The organism is Pseudomonas svalbardensis (assembly GCF_030053115.1).
GTDB lineage: Bacteria > Pseudomonadota > Gammaproteobacteria > Pseudomonadales > Pseudomonadaceae > Aquipseudomonas > Aquipseudomonas svalbardensis.
In genome coordinates this window covers 2,649,471-2,665,185 of sequence record NZ_CP125619.1, presented here as the reverse complement: position 1 = coordinate 2,665,185, position 15,715 = coordinate 2,649,471, and the positions used below count along the sequence as shown (strand labels likewise).

The 15,715-nt window shown below is 60.8% G+C and carries 12 protein-coding genes; 4 read left to right on the top strand and 8 right to left on the bottom strand.

Features of this window, described 5'->3' with window-relative positions:
* From QFX16_RS12155 to QFX16_RS12145, 3 genes are all read right to left on the bottom strand, one after another.
* Positions 1 to 3,774: a nitrate reductase subunit alpha gene (locus tag QFX16_RS12155; protein WP_283184100.1), complete on the bottom strand. Its 3,774-nt coding sequence runs from the start codon at positions 3,772 to 3,774 to the stop codon at positions 1 to 3.
* Between the two features lie 70 nt (positions 3,775 to 3,844).
* Positions 3,845 to 5,242: a NarK family nitrate/nitrite MFS transporter gene (locus QFX16_RS12150; RefSeq protein WP_283184099.1), complete on the bottom strand. Its 1,398-nt coding sequence runs from the start codon at positions 5,240 to 5,242 to the stop codon at positions 3,845 to 3,847.
* A complete protein-coding gene (locus tag QFX16_RS12145; protein WP_283184098.1) occupies positions 5,220 to 6,524 on the bottom strand; it encodes an MFS transporter in 1,305 nt (434 codons plus the stop codon). The genes QFX16_RS12150 and QFX16_RS12145 overlap by 23 nt, the downstream gene beginning before the upstream one ends.
* A gap of 304 nt (positions 6,525 to 6,828) precedes the next feature.
* Here QFX16_RS12145 and QFX16_RS12140 point away from each other — a divergent pair, with 304 nt between their 5' ends.
* The 4 genes from QFX16_RS12140 to QFX16_RS12125 all read left to right on the top strand — a co-directional run bounded on the left by QFX16_RS12140 (position 6,829) and on the right by QFX16_RS12125 (position 10,506).
* Positions 6,829 to 8,631 carry a HAMP domain-containing protein gene (locus QFX16_RS12140; RefSeq protein WP_283184097.1) on the top strand — a complete coding sequence of 601 codons (1,803 nt, stop codon included), beginning with the start codon at positions 6,829 to 6,831 and terminating at the stop codon, positions 8,629 to 8,631.
* Positions 8,628 to 9,275 (top strand): two-component system response regulator NarL, encoded by a 648-nt coding sequence (gene narL, locus QFX16_RS12135; RefSeq protein WP_283184096.1) that lies wholly within the window; start codon positions 8,628 to 8,630, stop codon positions 9,273 to 9,275. The genes QFX16_RS12140 and narL overlap by 4 nt, the downstream gene beginning before the upstream one ends.
* Positions 9,276 to 9,361: 86 nt before the next feature.
* Positions 9,362 to 10,036, top strand: a complete 675-nt coding sequence (locus QFX16_RS12130; RefSeq protein ID WP_283184095.1) for a Crp/Fnr family transcriptional regulator — start codon at positions 9,362 to 9,364, stop codon at positions 10,034 to 10,036.
* 74 nt (positions 10,037 to 10,110) lie between these two features.
* Entirely contained in the window at positions 10,111 to 10,506 is a 396-nt protein-coding gene (locus tag QFX16_RS12125; protein WP_283184094.1) for a putative zinc-binding protein, read from the top strand.
* 849 nt (positions 10,507 to 11,355) lie between these two features.
* On the opposite strand, the gene ubiT is transcribed toward QFX16_RS12125, so the two are convergent.
* The 5 genes from ubiT to moaB form a co-directional block, all read right to left on the bottom strand.
* Positions 11,356 to 11,826, bottom strand: a complete 471-nt coding sequence (ubiT, locus tag QFX16_RS12120) for a ubiquinone anaerobic biosynthesis accessory factor UbiT (RefSeq protein WP_283184093.1) — start codon at positions 11,824 to 11,826, stop codon at positions 11,356 to 11,358.
* Positions 11,820 to 12,710, bottom strand: a complete 891-nt coding sequence (locus QFX16_RS12115) for a U32 family peptidase (protein ID WP_283184092.1) — start codon at positions 12,708 to 12,710, stop codon at positions 11,820 to 11,822. The genes ubiT and QFX16_RS12115 overlap by 7 nt, the downstream gene beginning before the upstream one ends.
* A 10-nt stretch (positions 12,711 to 12,720) precedes the next feature.
* Complete coding sequence (gene ubiU / locus QFX16_RS12110; protein ID WP_283184091.1) at positions 12,721 to 13,716, bottom strand: ubiquinone anaerobic biosynthesis protein UbiU; 996 nt, start codon at positions 13,714 to 13,716, stop codon at positions 12,721 to 12,723.
* Between the two features lie 122 nt (positions 13,717 to 13,838).
* Positions 13,839 to 15,074: a molybdopterin molybdotransferase MoeA gene (locus tag QFX16_RS12105; RefSeq protein WP_283184090.1), complete on the bottom strand. Its 1,236-nt coding sequence runs from the start codon at positions 15,072 to 15,074 to the stop codon at positions 13,839 to 13,841.
* Complete coding sequence (gene moaB, locus QFX16_RS12100; protein WP_283184089.1) at positions 15,071 to 15,625, bottom strand: molybdenum cofactor biosynthesis protein B; 555 nt, start codon at positions 15,623 to 15,625, stop codon at positions 15,071 to 15,073. Before moaB ends, QFX16_RS12105 begins: the two co-directional genes overlap by 4 nt.
* Between the last annotated feature and the right edge of the window lie 90 nt (positions 15,626 to 15,715).

Below are 15,715 nucleotides of genomic sequence, written 5' to 3'. Positions count from 1 at the left end.
TCAGTTCTCCTCAATATCGGTCGGCAGGGGACGCGGCAGATCATCGCCACTTGAACCATCGAGCCAGTCGACTTTGGACATTTTGCGCACCACGACAAACTCATCGCGGTTGCAACCGACGGTGCCGTAATAGTTGAAACCGTACGCCTGCTGGGCATAGCCGCCGATCATGTGGGTCGGTTTGAGCACGACGCGGGTGACCGAGTTGTGGTGGCCGCCACGGGTCTTGGTGGTTTCCGAACCGGGCACGTTCACGATCCGTTCCTGGGCGTGGTACATCATCACCATGCCGTCCTTGACCCGTTGGCTGACCACCGCTCGGGCGGTCAGTGCACCGTTGATGTTGAAGCACTCGATCCAGTCGTTGTCCTCGATACCGGCGCTTTTCGCGTCGTTCTCCGAGAGCCAGACAATCGGCCCGCCACGGCTGAGGGTGAGCATCAGCAGGTTGTCGCTGTAGGTGCTGTGGATGCCCCACTTCTGGTGCGGGGTGATCCAGTTCAGGACGATTTCCTTGTGGCCGTTACTGCGCTTGCCTTTCACCCCTTCGATGGTGCGGGTGTTGACCGGCGGCCGATAACTCATCAGTTGCTCGCCGAACGCCTGCATCCACGGGTGATCCTGATAGAACTGCTGGCGACCGGTGATGGTGCGCCATGGGATTCCTTCGTGAACGTTGGTGTAGCCGGCGTTGTAGCTGACGTGATCGTCTTCGAGACCCGACCAGGTCGGGCTGGAAATGATCTTGCGCGGCTGTGCCTGAATGTCGCGGAAACGGATGGCCTCGTGGGCTTTGGACAGCGCCAGGTGGCTGTGGTCGATGCCGGTGAATTCCGACAGCGCGGCCCAGGCCTTGACGGCGACCTGGCCGTTGGTTTCCGGTGCCAGCGACAGAATCACTTCAGCGGCATCGATCGCCGTGTCGATTTTCGGCCGACCCTGGCTGATACCGGCATCGCCTTCTTTGTGATTGAGTTCACCGAGGAATTTCACTTCGTCTTCGGTGTTCCAGTTGATGCCTTTGCCGCCGTTGCCGTGTTTCTCCAGCAATGGCCCGAGGGACGAGAACTGCTTGTAGATGTTCGGGTAGTCACGCTCCACCACATGCAGGTTCGGTGCGTTCTTGCCCGGTTCCGGGGCCACACCGGCGCTTTTCCAGTCGGTGCCGCCAAACGGTTGGGCCAGCTCGCCGACGCTGTCGTGCATTAGCGGGATGGTCACCAGGTCCTTTTCAACGCCCAAATGCCCTTCGGACATGCTGGAAAACGCCTTGGCGATGCCTTTGTAGATTTCCCAGTCGGAACGCGATTCCCACGCCGGGTCGATGGCGGCCGACAACGGGTGAATGAACGGGTGCATGTCCGAGGTGTTCATGTCGTCTTTTTCGTACCAGGTTGCCGTCGGCAACACGATGTCGGAATAGACGCAGGTCGAGGACATGCGGAAGTCCAGCGTGGTGACCAGGTCGAGCTTGCCGATGGCGCCCTCGTCCACCCATTCGGCTTCTTCAGGTTTGCAATCGCCGACCTGGCCGATGTCTTCGTTCATCACTCCGTTTTTGGTGCCCAGCAGGTACTTGAGCATGTACTCGTGGCCCTTGCCCGAGGAGCCCAGCAGGTTGGAACGCCAGATGAACATGTTGCGCGGGAAGTTGACCGGACTGTCCGGCTGTTCGCAGGAGAAGCGCAGCGAACCGTCCTGCAGCGACTTGACCACGTAGTCTTTCGGGTCCATGCCGGCCGCAGCCGCGTCGCGGCAAATGTGCAGCGGGTTAGTGTTGAGCTGCGGTGCGCTGGGCAACCAGCCGGCACGTTCGGCGCGGATGTTGTAGTCCAGGGCATGCTCAGGGAATTGCGATTTATCGGCCAGCGGCGAGAGCACATCGTGCATGCTCATCTTCTCGTGGCGCCACTGCGAACTGTGAGCGTAGAAGAAGCTGGTGCCGTTCATTTGGCGAGGCGGACGGTTCCAGTCCAGGCCGAACGCCAGGGGCAGCCAGCCGCATTGCGGGCGGAGTTTTTCCTGACCGACATAATGTGCCCAACCGCCACCGGTCTGACCGACACACCCGCAGAGCATGAGCATGTTGATCAGCCCGCGGTAGTTCATGTCCATGTGGTACCAGTGGTTCATCGCCGCGCCGACGATGATCATCGAGCGGCCCTTGGTCTTGTCGGCGTTGTCGGCGAACTCACGGGCAATCTGGATGGCTTTCTCGCGGCTGACGCCGGTGATCTGCTCCTGCCACGCCGGGGTGCCGGGCACCGAGGCGTCGTCGTAATCCTTGGCGACGTTTTCGCCACCGAGGCCGCGATCAATGGCCAGGTTGGCGGCCGACAGGTCGAACACAGTGGCGACTTTGGCCACGCTGCCGTCCGCCAGCACCACGTTATGCACTGGCACGCGGCGGTATTGCACGGCATCGCCGGCCACGTGCTGGAAGTGCTCGTGGGACTCGCCGGCAAAATACGGGAACGCCACTTCGGCGACGTCATCGCCGATCAGGCTCAGTTTCAGATCGATCTCACGGCCTTCGCCGCCTTCACGAGGCAGGATGTTCCACTTGCCCTTCTCGCCCCAGCGATAACCGATGGAACCCTGAGGGGACACCAGTTCGCCGCTGACATCGAGGGCGATGGTTTTCCATTCCGGGTTGTTTTCCTGGCCGAGGTTGTCGGTCAGGTCGCTGGCGCGCAGGAAGCGGTCCGGCTGGTAACCGGCGCCTGGTGCCTTGTCGACCATTTGCTTGAGCAGCACCAGCACCGGCAAATCGGTGAAGCGCTTGGCGTAGTCGGTGAAATAGGCGCTCGGTTTGTCCAGGTGGAATTCTTTGAAGATCACATGGTTGAACGCCTGGGCCAGCGCCGCATCGGTGCCTTGTTTAGGGTTCAGCCACAGGTCGGTGAGTTTGGCGACTTCCGAGTAGTCCGGGGTGATCGCGACTGTCTTGGTGCCCTTGTAACGGACTTCGGTAAAGAAGTGCGCGTCGGGGGTACGGGTCTGCGGGACGTTGGAGCCCCAGGCGATGATGTAGTTGGAGTTGTACCAGTCGGCCGATTCTGGCACGTCGGTTTGCTCGCCCCAGACCATCGGCGAGGCCGGTGGCAAGTCGCAGTACCAGTCGTAGAAACTCAGGCAGGCGCCGCCGATCAGCGACAGGTAACGCGAGCCTGCGGCATAGCTGACCATCGACATGGCTGGAATCGGCGAGAAACCGACGATCCGGTCAGGGCCGTACTGTTTGATCGTATAGACGTTGGCGGCAGCGATGATCTCGTTGACTTCCTCCCAGTTGGAGCGAATGAAGCCACCCATGCCGCGCTTGCTTTTATAGGAGTCGGCCTTGGCTTTGTCCTCGACGATGCTGGCCCAGGCTTCGACCGGCGCCATGGTTTGCCGCGCATCGCGCCAGAGCTTGAGCAACGGCTTGCGGATTTTCGGGTACTTGAGCCGGTTGGCGCTGTAGATGTACCAGCTGTAACTGGCACCACGCGGGCAGCCACGGGGCTCATGGTTCGGCAGATCGTTACGGGTACGCGGGTAGTCGGTCTGCTGGGTTTCCCAGGTGATCAGGCCGTTCTTGACGTAAATTTTCCACGAGCACGAACCGGTGCAGTTCACCCCGTGGGTGGAACGCACGATCTTGTCGTACTGCCAGCGCGAACGGTAGACGTTCTCCCAGTCGCGAGACTCTTTGCGGGTCTCGCCATGACCGTCGGAAAACTCGTTTTGCTTGCGATTGAAAAACTTCAGTTGATCCAGTAAATGACTCACGGTGTAGTCCTCTCAGGCTTTGTCGCGGAGTCTGTGCCCCGCCCACGCAATGGTTGGATTCGGGCTCGACTCAGCAGGGTGTCGCGGCGCCTTTGCGCGCGTACCACCACCAGGTCACCACGATGCAGCTCAGGTAAAAGCCGACGAACATGTAGAAGGCCATCTCCGGGCCGCCGGTCTGGGCCATCGAAGTGCCGAAGGATTTGGGAATGAAGAACGCACCGAAGGCGCCCATGGCCGAACTGAAGCCCAGGACGGCGGCTGACTCTTTGCCGGCATTCTTCAGCGCTTGTTCGCGCACGGCGGGTGGTTTTCCGGCCGAGGCCTTTTCGTGCTGGGTGCGGAAGATCACCGGGATCATGCGGAAGGTGGAGCCGTTGCCGATGCCCGTGGTAATGAACAGCAGCATGAACATGCCGAGATAGCCGTAGAAGTTGCCGGGCTCACCGTCCTGCGGCAGGAAGTGCATGACGCCGAAGACCATCACGATCATCGCCACGAAGTTCCACAAGGTCACCTTCGCGCCGCCGAGCTTGTCCGCCAGCCAGCCGCCCAATGGGCGTACCAGCGCACCGACCAACGGGCCGAGGAAGGCGAATTTCAACGCGATGACATCAGGAAAAGAGGTTTTGATCAGCAGCGGAAACGCAGCGGAGAAACCGATGAACGAACCGAAGGTCGCCAGGTACAACCAGCACATCAGCCAGTTGTGTTTGCGTTTGAAGATGACCGCTTGCTCGCTGAAGGAAGCACGGGCACTGGACAGGTCATTCATGCCGAACCAGGCCAGCACCGTCACCAAGACAATGAACGGCACCCAGATGAAGCCGGCGTTTTGCAACCACAACTGACCGCCGTCCGGCAATGCTTGCGGCGAGCCGCCCATGAAACCGAACACGCCGAAGGTAATCACCAGCGGTACACAGAACTGCATCACCGAGACGCCCAGGTTACCCAGCCCGGCGTTGAGGCCAAGGGCTGTGCCCTGTTGCGACTTGGGATAGAAGAAACTGATGTTGGACATGCTCGAGGCAAAGTTGCCGCCACCAAAACCGCAGAGCAAGGCAATCAACACGAACACGCTGTAGGAGGTGCTCGGGTCCTGCACGGCGAAGCCCATCCAGATCGAGGGCAACAACAGTGACGCGGTGCTCAGGGCGGTCCAGCGACGGCCACCGAAGATCGGCACCATAAAGGAATAGAAGACGCGCAAGGTCGCCCCGGACAGCCCCGGCAATGCCGCCAGCCAGAACAACTGGTCAGTGGTGAAGGTGAAACCGATGGCGTTCAGACGCACGATCACCGTGCTCCAGACCATCCACACCGCAAAGGCCAGCAGCAGCGCAGGAATGGAAATCCACAAGTTGCGCGTGGCGGTCTGTTTGCCGCTACGTCCCCAGAATGCTGGGTCCTCGGGGCGCCAGTCATGAATGACCGGGCCTTTGTCAGGCTTTTGCAGAACGGACATGTTCTTCTCCTAGGGCAATGCTGGAAATCGGGGACGGGGTCAGCAGCGGCGCTTTACCCAGCACCGCGCTTTTGCGTATTTCGCTGAAGTACATCCAGGTGAGGGAGACCCAGACCACGCCGTACATCAACATGAAGCAGGAAGAGCGCACGCCGGTGAGGTCCACCAGGGCGCCGAACAAGATCGGCAGCACGAAACCGCCCAGGCCACCGGCGAGGCCGACGATGCCGGACACCGCGCCCATGTTTTTCGGGTAGTCGTTGGCGATGTATTTGAAGACCGAGGCCTTGCCGAAAGCGAAGGCGATGCCCATGACGAACAGCAGCACGGTGAACAGCGCGGGATTGAGGCCGATGTGGAAATCCACCGGACCGTTGACCGTTTGCACTTGCAGTTGGGTCTGGGGATACGAGAGCAGGAACAGGCAGACCCAGCTGACCCACAACACCCACCAGGTCACGCTTTGCGCACCCCAGCGATCCGACATCCAGCCGCCGACCGCACGCAGCACGCCACCGGGCAGGGAAAAACAGGCCGCCAACAGCGCCGCGCTTTGCAGGCTGAAACCGTATTCCTGCACGTAGTACTTGGTCATCCACAGCGCGAGGGCGACATAACCTCCGAAGACGATCGAGTAGTACTGGCAGTAGCGCCACACCGCCGGGTCCTTCAGCGAGCTCAATTGCTCACGCAAGGTGGCGCCGGTGGCACTGCGGTGGTCCTTGTTTTCGGCGCTGAAGAACCAGAACAACAGCGCCGTAATAAAGAGGATCGCGCTGAAGACTTTCGGCACCAACTGCCAGCTGCCGGCAGCGATCAGCGCCGGGGCGAGAAATTTGGTCACCGCAGCCCCGGCGTTACCGGCGCCGAAGATGCCCATCGCAAAGCCCTGATTCTCCTTGTCGAACCATTTGGCGACGTAGGCAATCCCGACCGAGAACGAACCACCGGCCAGCCCAACGAACAAGCCCAGCACCAGGAACTGCCAGTAGGCGGTGGCGTGACTGATCAGGTACAGCGGCGCCACGCAGGCCAGCATCAACAGGAAGAACACGCTGCGCCCGCCAAAGCGGTCGGTCAGCAGACCCAGCGGCAACCGCACCAGCGAGCCGGTCAGCACCGGGGTCGCCGCCAGCAGGCCGAATTGGGTTTCGTTGAGCTGGAGAAGGTCCTTGATCGGCACCCCGAGCACGGCAAACATCATCCAGACCATGAAACAGACAGTGAAGGCCAGTGTGCTCATGCCCAGCACCAAGCCTTGTCGTACATGCGGTTGGTTCACAATGCTCTCCAGTCAGTTAGCCATGGCGGCAGACTAGAGAGGCCAACCCCGCAAAAACTTGATCCATGTCAACGAAGCCCTAGGGGGCATAGGCCTATGCTTGTGCGGTCTACCTCTAAGGAGGTAGTACAGGAAAACCCTAAAACCGGCGGTTTATCAGCGTCTTAAGGTTTTCTTCCAAGGTTTTTGCTGACAAGGATCAGTCGACAACTCTTTAGAGGTAGCGCGCCCGGGATCGGCGGCAAAACCCCATCCTGGAACTGCACATGCTCTGTTTTCCTGATTTTTTCCCGGACCTGCGCTGATGGTGCGCTGGTTGCGCAGTTCCCTGCCCGCTCGCGCCGGGCTGGCGGTGATCCTGATCGCCGTGCTCGCCCTCGCCAGTTCGTTAAGCGCCGGACTGATCGCCTGGTTCAGCCAGGGTGATGCCGCTGCCATCAACACCGCAGGCTCGGTGCGCATGGAGACTTACCACCTGAGCTGGAAACTGGCCGCGGGTGCAACCGGCGAAGAAATCATCGCCATCAGCGACAGCCTGCAAACCCGCCTCAACAGCCAGTCACTCAAGGCAGTGCTGGAAGATGGCCCGACCGCCGCCCTGCAAATCAGCTACGGGCAAATCCAGCAACACTGGAACGAGGATTTGCGCCCGGCACTGGAGCGCGGCGATGCCGCCTATTTTCAGGTCCAGGCCCTGCCCTTCGTTGAACAACTGAACCAGTTCGTCAACCTGTTGCAGCGCCAAAGCGAACAAAAGCAAGGCTGGCAACAGGTGATCCAGGGCCTGGCCTTGTTCACCACCCTGTTCGTCCTGCTGATTGGGCTCTACGAATTGCAGTACGGGGTCGTCATGCCCTTGAAAGAGTTGGTGGATGCGACCCAGCGCTTTCGTCGCGGCGATTTCAAGGTGCGGGTCAACCATCAATCCCAGGACGAACTGGGCCAGTTGGCCATGAGTTTCAACGCCATGGCCGAGACGATCGAAGACTCGCATCGCACCCTTGAGAGTCAGGTCCAGCAAAAAACCCTGAACCTGCAACAAGCCAATGCCGCCCTCGAGTTGCTGTACCAAAGCAGTCGAAGCCTGGCCACACGCCTGGCCAATGCCGAAGGCCTGGATGAGTTGATCCGGCGTTTCCAGCAACGCTTGCCCGGCTTACGCCTGTCGCTGTGCCTGCAAGGACAAATGCAGGCACCGGCCCAGCAGTTGCTCGCCCTCCACGGCGCGAACATCCGGGAAGTCTGCGCCAGCAGCGACTGCGCCACGTGCCAGAAGCACCATAAAGCCAGTCCACAAACGTTCAGCATCAGCAATCAGGGCAGTGAACTGGGCGAACTCAAGGCGCATTTTGTCGACGGACATCCGACCCAAGCCTGGGAAACCCAACTGATCCAGGCCCTGGCCAACCTGATCGGCACCTCGCTGTCGCTCAAGCGTCAACGGGAACAGGATCATCGCCTGCTGTTGCTCGACGAACGCACGATCATTGCTCGCGAGTTGCATGACTCACTGGCCCAGGCCCTGTCCTACATGAAGCTGCAAGTCAGCCGCCTGCAAACCCTGATGCGTCGTGGCGAAACGGTCGAAACCCTGGAAAACGTCACCGCCGAACTGCGCGAAGGGCTGAACAATGCCTACCGCCAGTTACGCGAGTTGCTGACCACCTTTCGCTTGCAGATTCACGATGCGGGACTGGTGCAGGAACTCAAGGACACCGCCGAGGAGTTCTCCCGTCGCGGGGAATTTCAGGTGCACCTGCACGTCGACGCGCTGGCCTTTCAGTTATCGGCCAGCGAGCAAATCCACATCTTGCAGATCACTCGCGAGGCGCTCTCCAATTGTTTGCGCCACGCCCATGCGCAGAACGCCTGGCTGCAACTGCGTCAGGACGGTGAAACCGTCAGGCTCATCGTCGAAGACGACGGGCGTGGCTTCAGCGGCAACGTCGACCAACGCGAACACCACGGCCTGAAAATCATGGATGAGCGGGCCCGCAGCTTGCGCGGTCAACTCGAAATAGTCTCTAGGGAGCCGCAAGGCACCCGCGTCCAACTGGAATTCCAACCGGAGTTTCTCGGGCAGCAAACAGAAGGTAGCGTCACATGAACCCGTCCCTGCAACACACCATCCTGCTGGTTGACGACCATCCGATGATGCGTCACGGCATCCGCCAGATGCTCGAACTCGAAGATGATTTCCTGATCGTCGGTGAAGCCAACAACGGCGAAGAAGCACTCAGTCTGATCGAGCCGCTGCAACCGGACCTGGTGTTGCTCGATAACAACATGCCGCAGATGAATGGCATTGAAACCCTGCGCCAATTACGGGCGATGCACTACACCGGCAAGGTGCTGCTGTTCACGGTCTCGGATGCCGAAGACGATATTCGCGACGCATTGCGTCTGGATGCCGACGGCTATCTGCTCAAGGACATGGAACCCGAACTGCTGATTCAGTACATCCGCAATGCCTTGAACGGCGAATTGGTGATCAGCCCGGGGCTGACCCAAGTCATGGCCCAGGCGCTGCGCTCACCGCAGCGCCAGACCGTGGTGGAACTGACCGAGCGTGAACGTCAGGTGCTGAAAACCATCGCCAGCGGCTTCAGCAACAAAGTCATCGGGCACAAGCTGGGCATCACCGAAGGCACGGTCAAGGTTCATGTGAAAAACCTGCTGCACAAACTCGGTTTGCGCTCACGGGTCGAGGCGGCGGTGTGGGCCATGGAGCATCTGCGCAATGCGGGCTGAGGGGCATGCCTCCTTGGAGGTAGGCCGGCAGAGGCATAGGTCATCCGGCCGGCGCTCTCTACTATGAGCGTCAGCGGAGGTACGCCATGCTGACCCACCCTTCCATCGTTTTAACGTTGCGTCGTCATCATCTGTTCAGCCAACTGCCGGAGAAAATCTTCGAGGAAGTCTGCGGCCTGGCGATGCTCAAGCGCCTGAGTTGCCACAGCACGCTCATGCACCAAGGCGATCCGGCCAAGCGTTTTTTCCTGCTGGTCAGCGGCCAGATCAAGTTGTACCGGCTTACCGGCGAAGGTCAGGAAAACCTGGTGGAGATCATTCAGCCCGGCCAGACGTTTGCCGAAGCCTTGCTGTTCAGCCAGGCCCGTCTTTACCCGGTGAGCGCCACGGCGCTGAAGGACAGCGTGCTGGTGAGTATCGAGGGCACCCATTACCGCAATGCACTCGAGGACCAGCCGAAGGTTTGCCTGGCCATTCTGGCGAGCATGAGCGTGCACTTGCACCTGCGTCTGCGCGACATCGACACCTTGACCATGGCCAGTGCGAGCCGGCGGGTGATCAATTTCCTGTTCCAGGAACGCAACCCGGTCAGCGGTTTGATTGTCTTGCAGGTGTCCAAACGCCTGGTGGCCTCGAAGCTGGGCATCCAGCCGGAAACCTTTTCGCGGATCTTGCACCGCCTGGTGGACAGCGGCCTGATCGCGATGGAACGCCGCAGTATCAGTATCCTCGCCGAAGAGGATCTCGCGGCGTTCCAATAGACGGAATTGACCGCAGTCAATGCGCAACGCCACCGGCCTTGCACACTGAAGAAGTCCATCCACGGAGAACGCTCATGTCCCGTTCAACCTTGCCCCTTATTTACGCCTGCTCAGGCTGCTCCAACGTCGCCCAACTGGCCAACGCCCTGGCCGTGCGGCTTGATCGCAGCGGATCGGCTGAAATGTCCTGCATCGTCGGGGTCGGCGGGCATGTGGCGGCGCTGGTCAACAAGGCACGCTCGGGACGGCGGATTTTTGCGCTGGACGGTTGCCCGTTGCAATGCGTTGAAAACTGCCTGAAGCAGCATGGTCTGCACGCGGATGTGCATTTGATTCTTAGCCATTACGGGTTGCGCAAGCGCTATGGTGAGGACCGCACGGAGGCGCAGGGGGATGAGTTATTTGAAGGGATCAAGCAGTTGATTGCCAGTGATGCTCGGCAGAATCACGCCTCTGAACTGATGGTTTGAGGGCAACGCAGATCAAATGTGGGAGCGAGCCTGCTCGCGATGGCGTCTTTTGGCTCAGTACATATCCATTTCTGCGGTAACGGCGGCTTAGGGTTCCGCCCTTACGGCGGGTCACTTTCGAAAAGCGCGAAAGTAACCAAAGCGCTCATGCCCCTGTCGTTCGGTGGCTCGCCTAGGCTCGCCATGCCCTCGCTCCGGTCCTGCTCCGTGGGCCCGCCGCCATCGGCCATCCATGGCCGGGGGCGGCTAACCCGGCATCCATGCCGGGTTGCCCACTACGCAGAACCTCCACTCGGCCTCTCGAGGGGGCGTGCACCGCAAAAGCGAGGCGGCCTACCGGCCGGCCTGTCTCTTCAAGCGTACGCATTCCCCTGTGGGAGCGAGCCTGCTCGCGATGAGGCCCTGTCAGTCGACATCAATGTTGAATGTAAGTCCGCCTTCGCGAGCAGGCTCGCTCCCACAGTTGGATTTTTGGCGGGCATGACATAGGTGTCCACCGCCGATGACCTTGACAGACATCAGGTCGGCTATCAGGCCGCCCCACTTTGGCTTTTGATCGTGATCTTGATCCTGATCTGCCCCGTCGGAAGGCCGAGCGCAGGTTCTGCGCAGTGGGCACCGCGGCAAGGATGCCGCGGTAGCCGCCCCCGGCCATGGATGGCCGATGGCGGCGGGCCCACGGAGCAGGACCGGAGCGAGGGCATGCCGAGCCTAGGCGAGGCACCGTACGTCAGGGGCAAGAGCGCTTGGTTACTTGGCGCTTTTCCAAGTGGCCCGCCGTCAGGGCGGAACCCTAAGCAGCCGTTACCGCAGAAATGGAAATGTACTCCAACCAAAAATACAGCTCGGCTAACCGGCCGCCAACCCCTTCCCCGCCCGCTCCAGATTGCGCCACAACCACACCGGCAACACATCAGGATCCAGACTGTCGATCAGGTTCTTCAACGCCAACCCCAACTCCGTATCACCCTCAATCACCAAACGCCTGCGAAAGAACAACGTATCCGGATCCTCCTGACGACTCGCCAGCAATAAAAACTCTCGCCAGTTACCGCTAATGGTCACATGCGCCGTGGCGTGTTCAGCAATTCGCAACCCTTCACGGGTCAGCGTCAGGAACCAGGACAAACCCAGGTCCGGGATCCGCAGACACAACCAACGCCCACGCAATACTTCAAATTCGCCATCGCGCAACGGCTCGGCGAGGCAGCGATTGAGCGCCTGCTGCAACGCCAGGCGCTGCACCGCAAAAGGCACCCGGCGCACCAGCGGCAATAACCGGTCGGCGCCTTTCAACAACCACTTTTTACGGTTCAACACAGGCCGACCCCCTCGACGCGCAACATGCCGGCCTGGCCATGCCAGTAGCCGTTACAACCGTCGACGAACAGCGGCGGTGTCTCGCCCAGCCGAACCCGTTGATAGGCGGCAATGACCTCGGCCATGCCCTGAGCGCGAGGGCTCAGACGCAACAAGTCGGCGCCACAGGCCACCAGCCCGGTGTAATCCGCCAGCAGATTGGTCACCTCGGCCGACATCGTTTGTATACCGTTAATGGTGAACAGCGCCTGCCCCTCCTGACTGGTCAGCGGCAGACCGTCGGGGTAGTTGATGCAGCAAAACTGGCAGTCGTCCTTGGGCTTGTTTTCCGCCCGAGCGGTGAAGCAGCGCGCGGAATAGGCCAACGGCAAATGTCCGTAGGCAAAGATCTCGACTTCCGGCACCTCACGGCCCAGTTCGCGCACTTGATCGAGCACATCGCCAATCAGCGCCGCCGAGCATTCCACCGGCGGCACCCAACGGGTCATCCCGCAGTCCAGCAGTTGCGCCAGCGTATGACCGTTGTACAGGTTGAGCGCCGGGCCGCCCACGAACGGCAACTTGCGCTCGGCCAGAAACTGCACCGCGCCCATGTCGTTGGCCTCAACCAGCAATTGGCCGTTGTCGCAGAGCCGCCGCAGGCTGGAGAGCTCGGAGGCCGCTTCGATCAGCGTCAGGCTGGAGATCACCAGTTGTGCCTGGCTGCATTCCTGCAACTCGCGCCCCAGACCCAGCCATTGATCCAGTGAAAAGGCCCGGCGTTTCGAACACACGGTTTCCCCCAGATAAATCACATCCAGGGGCAAGGCCGACATCTCGGCGTAAAAGTTGCTGAGTTGCTCTTTGTCCCAATAAAACAGGACCGGTCCAAGGCTGAGCTTCATGTCGCCTCCCTCATTGCCATGATCGATGATATGCACCCAGGGTGGTCTGGCTGCCTTCGGACAAACCGGCCAGCACCCGGCGCCATTCTTCCTTGACCCGAAAACTGCCCGGTGAGCCGCGATGGGCATCCAGTGCCGCGCGCCAGACGCGGGTGACTTGTTCGACATAGGCCGGGCTGCGTTGCCGGCCCTCGATTTTGACCGCCTCGACGCCGATGGCCGTCAATTCCGGCAGCAAATCCAGGGTGTCGAGGCTGGTGGGTTCTTCCAGCGCATGAAAACGCTTGCCGCCGACCAGGAAACGGCCTTTGCACAGGGTTGGGTAACCGGCCGGTTCGTCAGGGGTGTAACGGTCGATCAGCACTTCACTGAGCCGTGCGCTCAAACCTTCCGCGTCGTCGCTCCAGCGCACCGCTTTGGCTGGCGAACAGACACCGCAGAGGTTGGGCGACTCGCCGGTGATGTAGGAAGACAGATGGCAACGCCCTTCGGCCATGATGCACAAGCTGCCGAAGCCAAAGACTTCGATGGGCACCGGGCTGCTCGCGGCGACCTGGCGCACCTGCGCCAACGACAACACCCGCGGCAGCACCGCGCGACGAATCCCGTAGCGCTGCGCATAAAACTCCAGCGCCGCGGCATGGGTTGCCGAGCCCTGGACCGACAGGTGTAACGCCAATTGCGGATGCCGCTGGCTGGCGTAGTTGAGCACGCCGGGGTCGGCGGCGATCAGCGCATCCACGCCGAAATCGGCGGCACGATCAACCGCTCGCTGCCAGCGTTCCCAGCCCTTGGGTTGCGGGTAGGTGTTGACCGCGACGTAGAGTTTGCGTTGATGCTGGCGGATGTGAGCGACCGCTGCGTCGAACTGTTTATCGTCCATGTTCAGCCCCGCGAAATGCCGGGCATTGGTGTCATCGCGAAAACCGACATAGACGGCATCGGCGCCTTGGCGCACTGCCGCTTTTAGCGCAGGCAGGTTCCCTGCCGGGCAGACCAGTTGCATGGGTAATCCTCATGGAAAAACGCGTCTCGATCCTCCATCGATGCCTGTGGCGCAGCGATCGAAAAAGGCGCTGCCAGTCTAGCGAGACCGGCAGACAGAGCCTTGACGGCAATCAATTGCCATCAATGCATCAGGTCGGCGAAGGACAGGAACATCACGTTGTCGTGCTTGAGCACTTGCTGCTCGCACTCGATCACCGCCAACCCGTCGGCCCAACACGCGGCAGTCAACATCGCCGAGCTTTGCTGAGGGTGCAGTTCCACACTCAACTGGCCGTTAGCGTCGGGAGTGAGTCTTGCCCGCAGGTACTGCCGACGCTTGTTGCGCTGCAACCAGTCGAACCCGGCGGGCACGGCCATTGGCACCGGCAACACGTCTTTCACGCCCTGGGCCCTGAGCAGGAACGGACGCACCACCACCAACGCGGTAATCAGCGCTGCCGAAGGATTGCCCGGCATGCCGATCCAGGGTTTGCCGGCCACTTCGCCAAACGCCAGCGGTTTACCCGGCTGAATGGCCAGCCGCCAGAAATCCAGGCTACCGAGTTCCTCGATGGCCTGTTTAAGGTGATCTTCCTCGCCCACCGAGACGCCACCGGAACTCAACAGCAGGTCGCATTCCGAGGACGCCAGGCTCAAGGCATGCCGGCTGGCCGCCAACTCATCGGCCATGACGCCATAGTCGTGCACCTCGACGCCCCAGCCACTCAACAACGCCGCGAGGCAGTAACGATTGCTGTTGTAAATCTGCCCCGGCGCCAATGGATCGCCCGGCTCACGCAGTTCATTGCCGCTGCTGAGCAAGCACACCTGCAACGGTCGATAAACCTCGACCCGCGCGATGCCAGCGCCGGCCAGCAACCCCACTTCTTGCGCACGCAGGCGTTTACCGGCCTGGAGCAACAGGTCTCCCCGGCGAACCTCCTCGCCTTCCTTGCGCACGTGATCGCCAGCGCTTACGGGCGGAAACCAGACACGCTCGCCATCGATCCGGCAGCGCTCCTGCGGCACCACCGTGTCGGCACCCGGCGGCAATGGCGCGCCGGTAAAAATCTGTACCGCCTGCTGCGCGAGCAAGGGGGAACACGCCGGATCACCCGCCGCAATTCGTCCACCAATCGACAAACAGCCGCCGTCCGGTGGCAGGTCAGCGGCCCTGAGGGCGTAACCGTCCATGGCACTGTTGTCCCAGGCCGGCAGGTTGACAGGGGAATGAATGTCCGCCGCCAGAACCCGCCCCAAGGCTTGATCCAGTCCGATCTTTTGCGCCAGGGGCGGCGGCGGTGCCTGATCCAGCAGACGGCTGATGGCCTCGTCCACCGGCATCAGATGGCCGAGGTCGCACACCCGGCCAGTCATGAGCGGGTCTCGCAGGCGTCGGTGACCCGTTGCCCTTGCGGTTTCAAATGCGGGGCGAAATTGCACGGGCCGGTGCGGCTGTCCAATTGTTCGAGCAGGATCTGGTTCCAGGCGGTTCGACACGCGCCCGGCGAACCCGGAACGCAGCACACCAGCACGCCGTTGCTCATCCCGGCCAACGCCCGGGATTGCAGACTGGACATGCCGATTTCCACTAGGGACACCTGACGGAACAGTTCACCGAAGCCTTCCACGTGTTTGTCCAGCAATGGCAAAACCGCTTGCGGAGTGTTGTCGCGCGCGGTGAAGCCGGTGCCGCCGGTCATCAGTATCACTTGAACCTGAGGATCGGCGATCCAGTGGGAAACCTTGGCGCGGATCTGATAAATGTCGTCCTTGACCAGATCACGATCGATCAATACATGCCCGGCCGTTTGCAGTAAATCCGTCAGAGTCTGCCCCGAGGTGTCGGTGTCAAAGGTGCGCGTATCGCTGATGGTCAGCACGGCAATGTTCAAGGGTTCAAAGGTGCGTTGCGCCAGATGGGCCATATCCAAGCCTTCCCGTAGATGAGGTATGGCCCAAAGCCTGAACCGGAATGGCAAGCGAGCCTATTCCTCCAAGGAGGTACCTCCACAGAA

What these genes read in the sequence shown, in the direction of transcription:
- QFX16_RS12150 (WP_283184099.1), bottom strand. Translation starts at nt 5,242, where the DNA reads ATGTCCGTTCTGCAAAAGCCTGACAAAGGCCCGGTCATTCATGACTGG.
- QFX16_RS12140 (WP_283184097.1), top strand. Translation starts at nt 6,829, where the DNA reads ATGGTGCGCTGGTTGCGCAGTTCCCTGCCCGCTCGCGCCGGGCTGGCG.
- narL (WP_283184096.1), top strand. Translation starts at nt 8,628, where the DNA reads ATGAACCCGTCCCTGCAACACACCATCCTGCTGGTTGACGACCATCCG.
- QFX16_RS12130 (WP_283184095.1), top strand. Translation starts at nt 9,362, where the DNA reads ATGCTGACCCACCCTTCCATCGTTTTAACGTTGCGTCGTCATCATCTG.
- QFX16_RS12125 (WP_283184094.1), top strand. Translation starts at nt 10,111, where the DNA reads ATGTCCCGTTCAACCTTGCCCCTTATTTACGCCTGCTCAGGCTGCTCC.
- QFX16_RS12115 (WP_283184092.1), bottom strand. Translation starts at nt 12,710, where the DNA reads ATGAAGCTCAGCCTTGGACCGGTCCTGTTTTATTGGGACAAAGAGCAA.
- ubiU (WP_283184091.1), bottom strand. Translation starts at nt 13,716, where the DNA reads ATGCAACTGGTCTGCCCGGCAGGGAACCTGCCTGCGCTAAAAGCGGCA.
- QFX16_RS12105 (WP_283184090.1), bottom strand. Translation starts at nt 15,074, where the DNA reads ATGACTGGCCGGGTGTGCGACCTCGGCCATCTGATGCCGGTGGACGAG.
- moaB (WP_283184089.1), bottom strand. Translation starts at nt 15,625, where the DNA reads ATGGCCCATCTGGCGCAACGCACCTTTGAACCCTTGAACATTGCCGTG.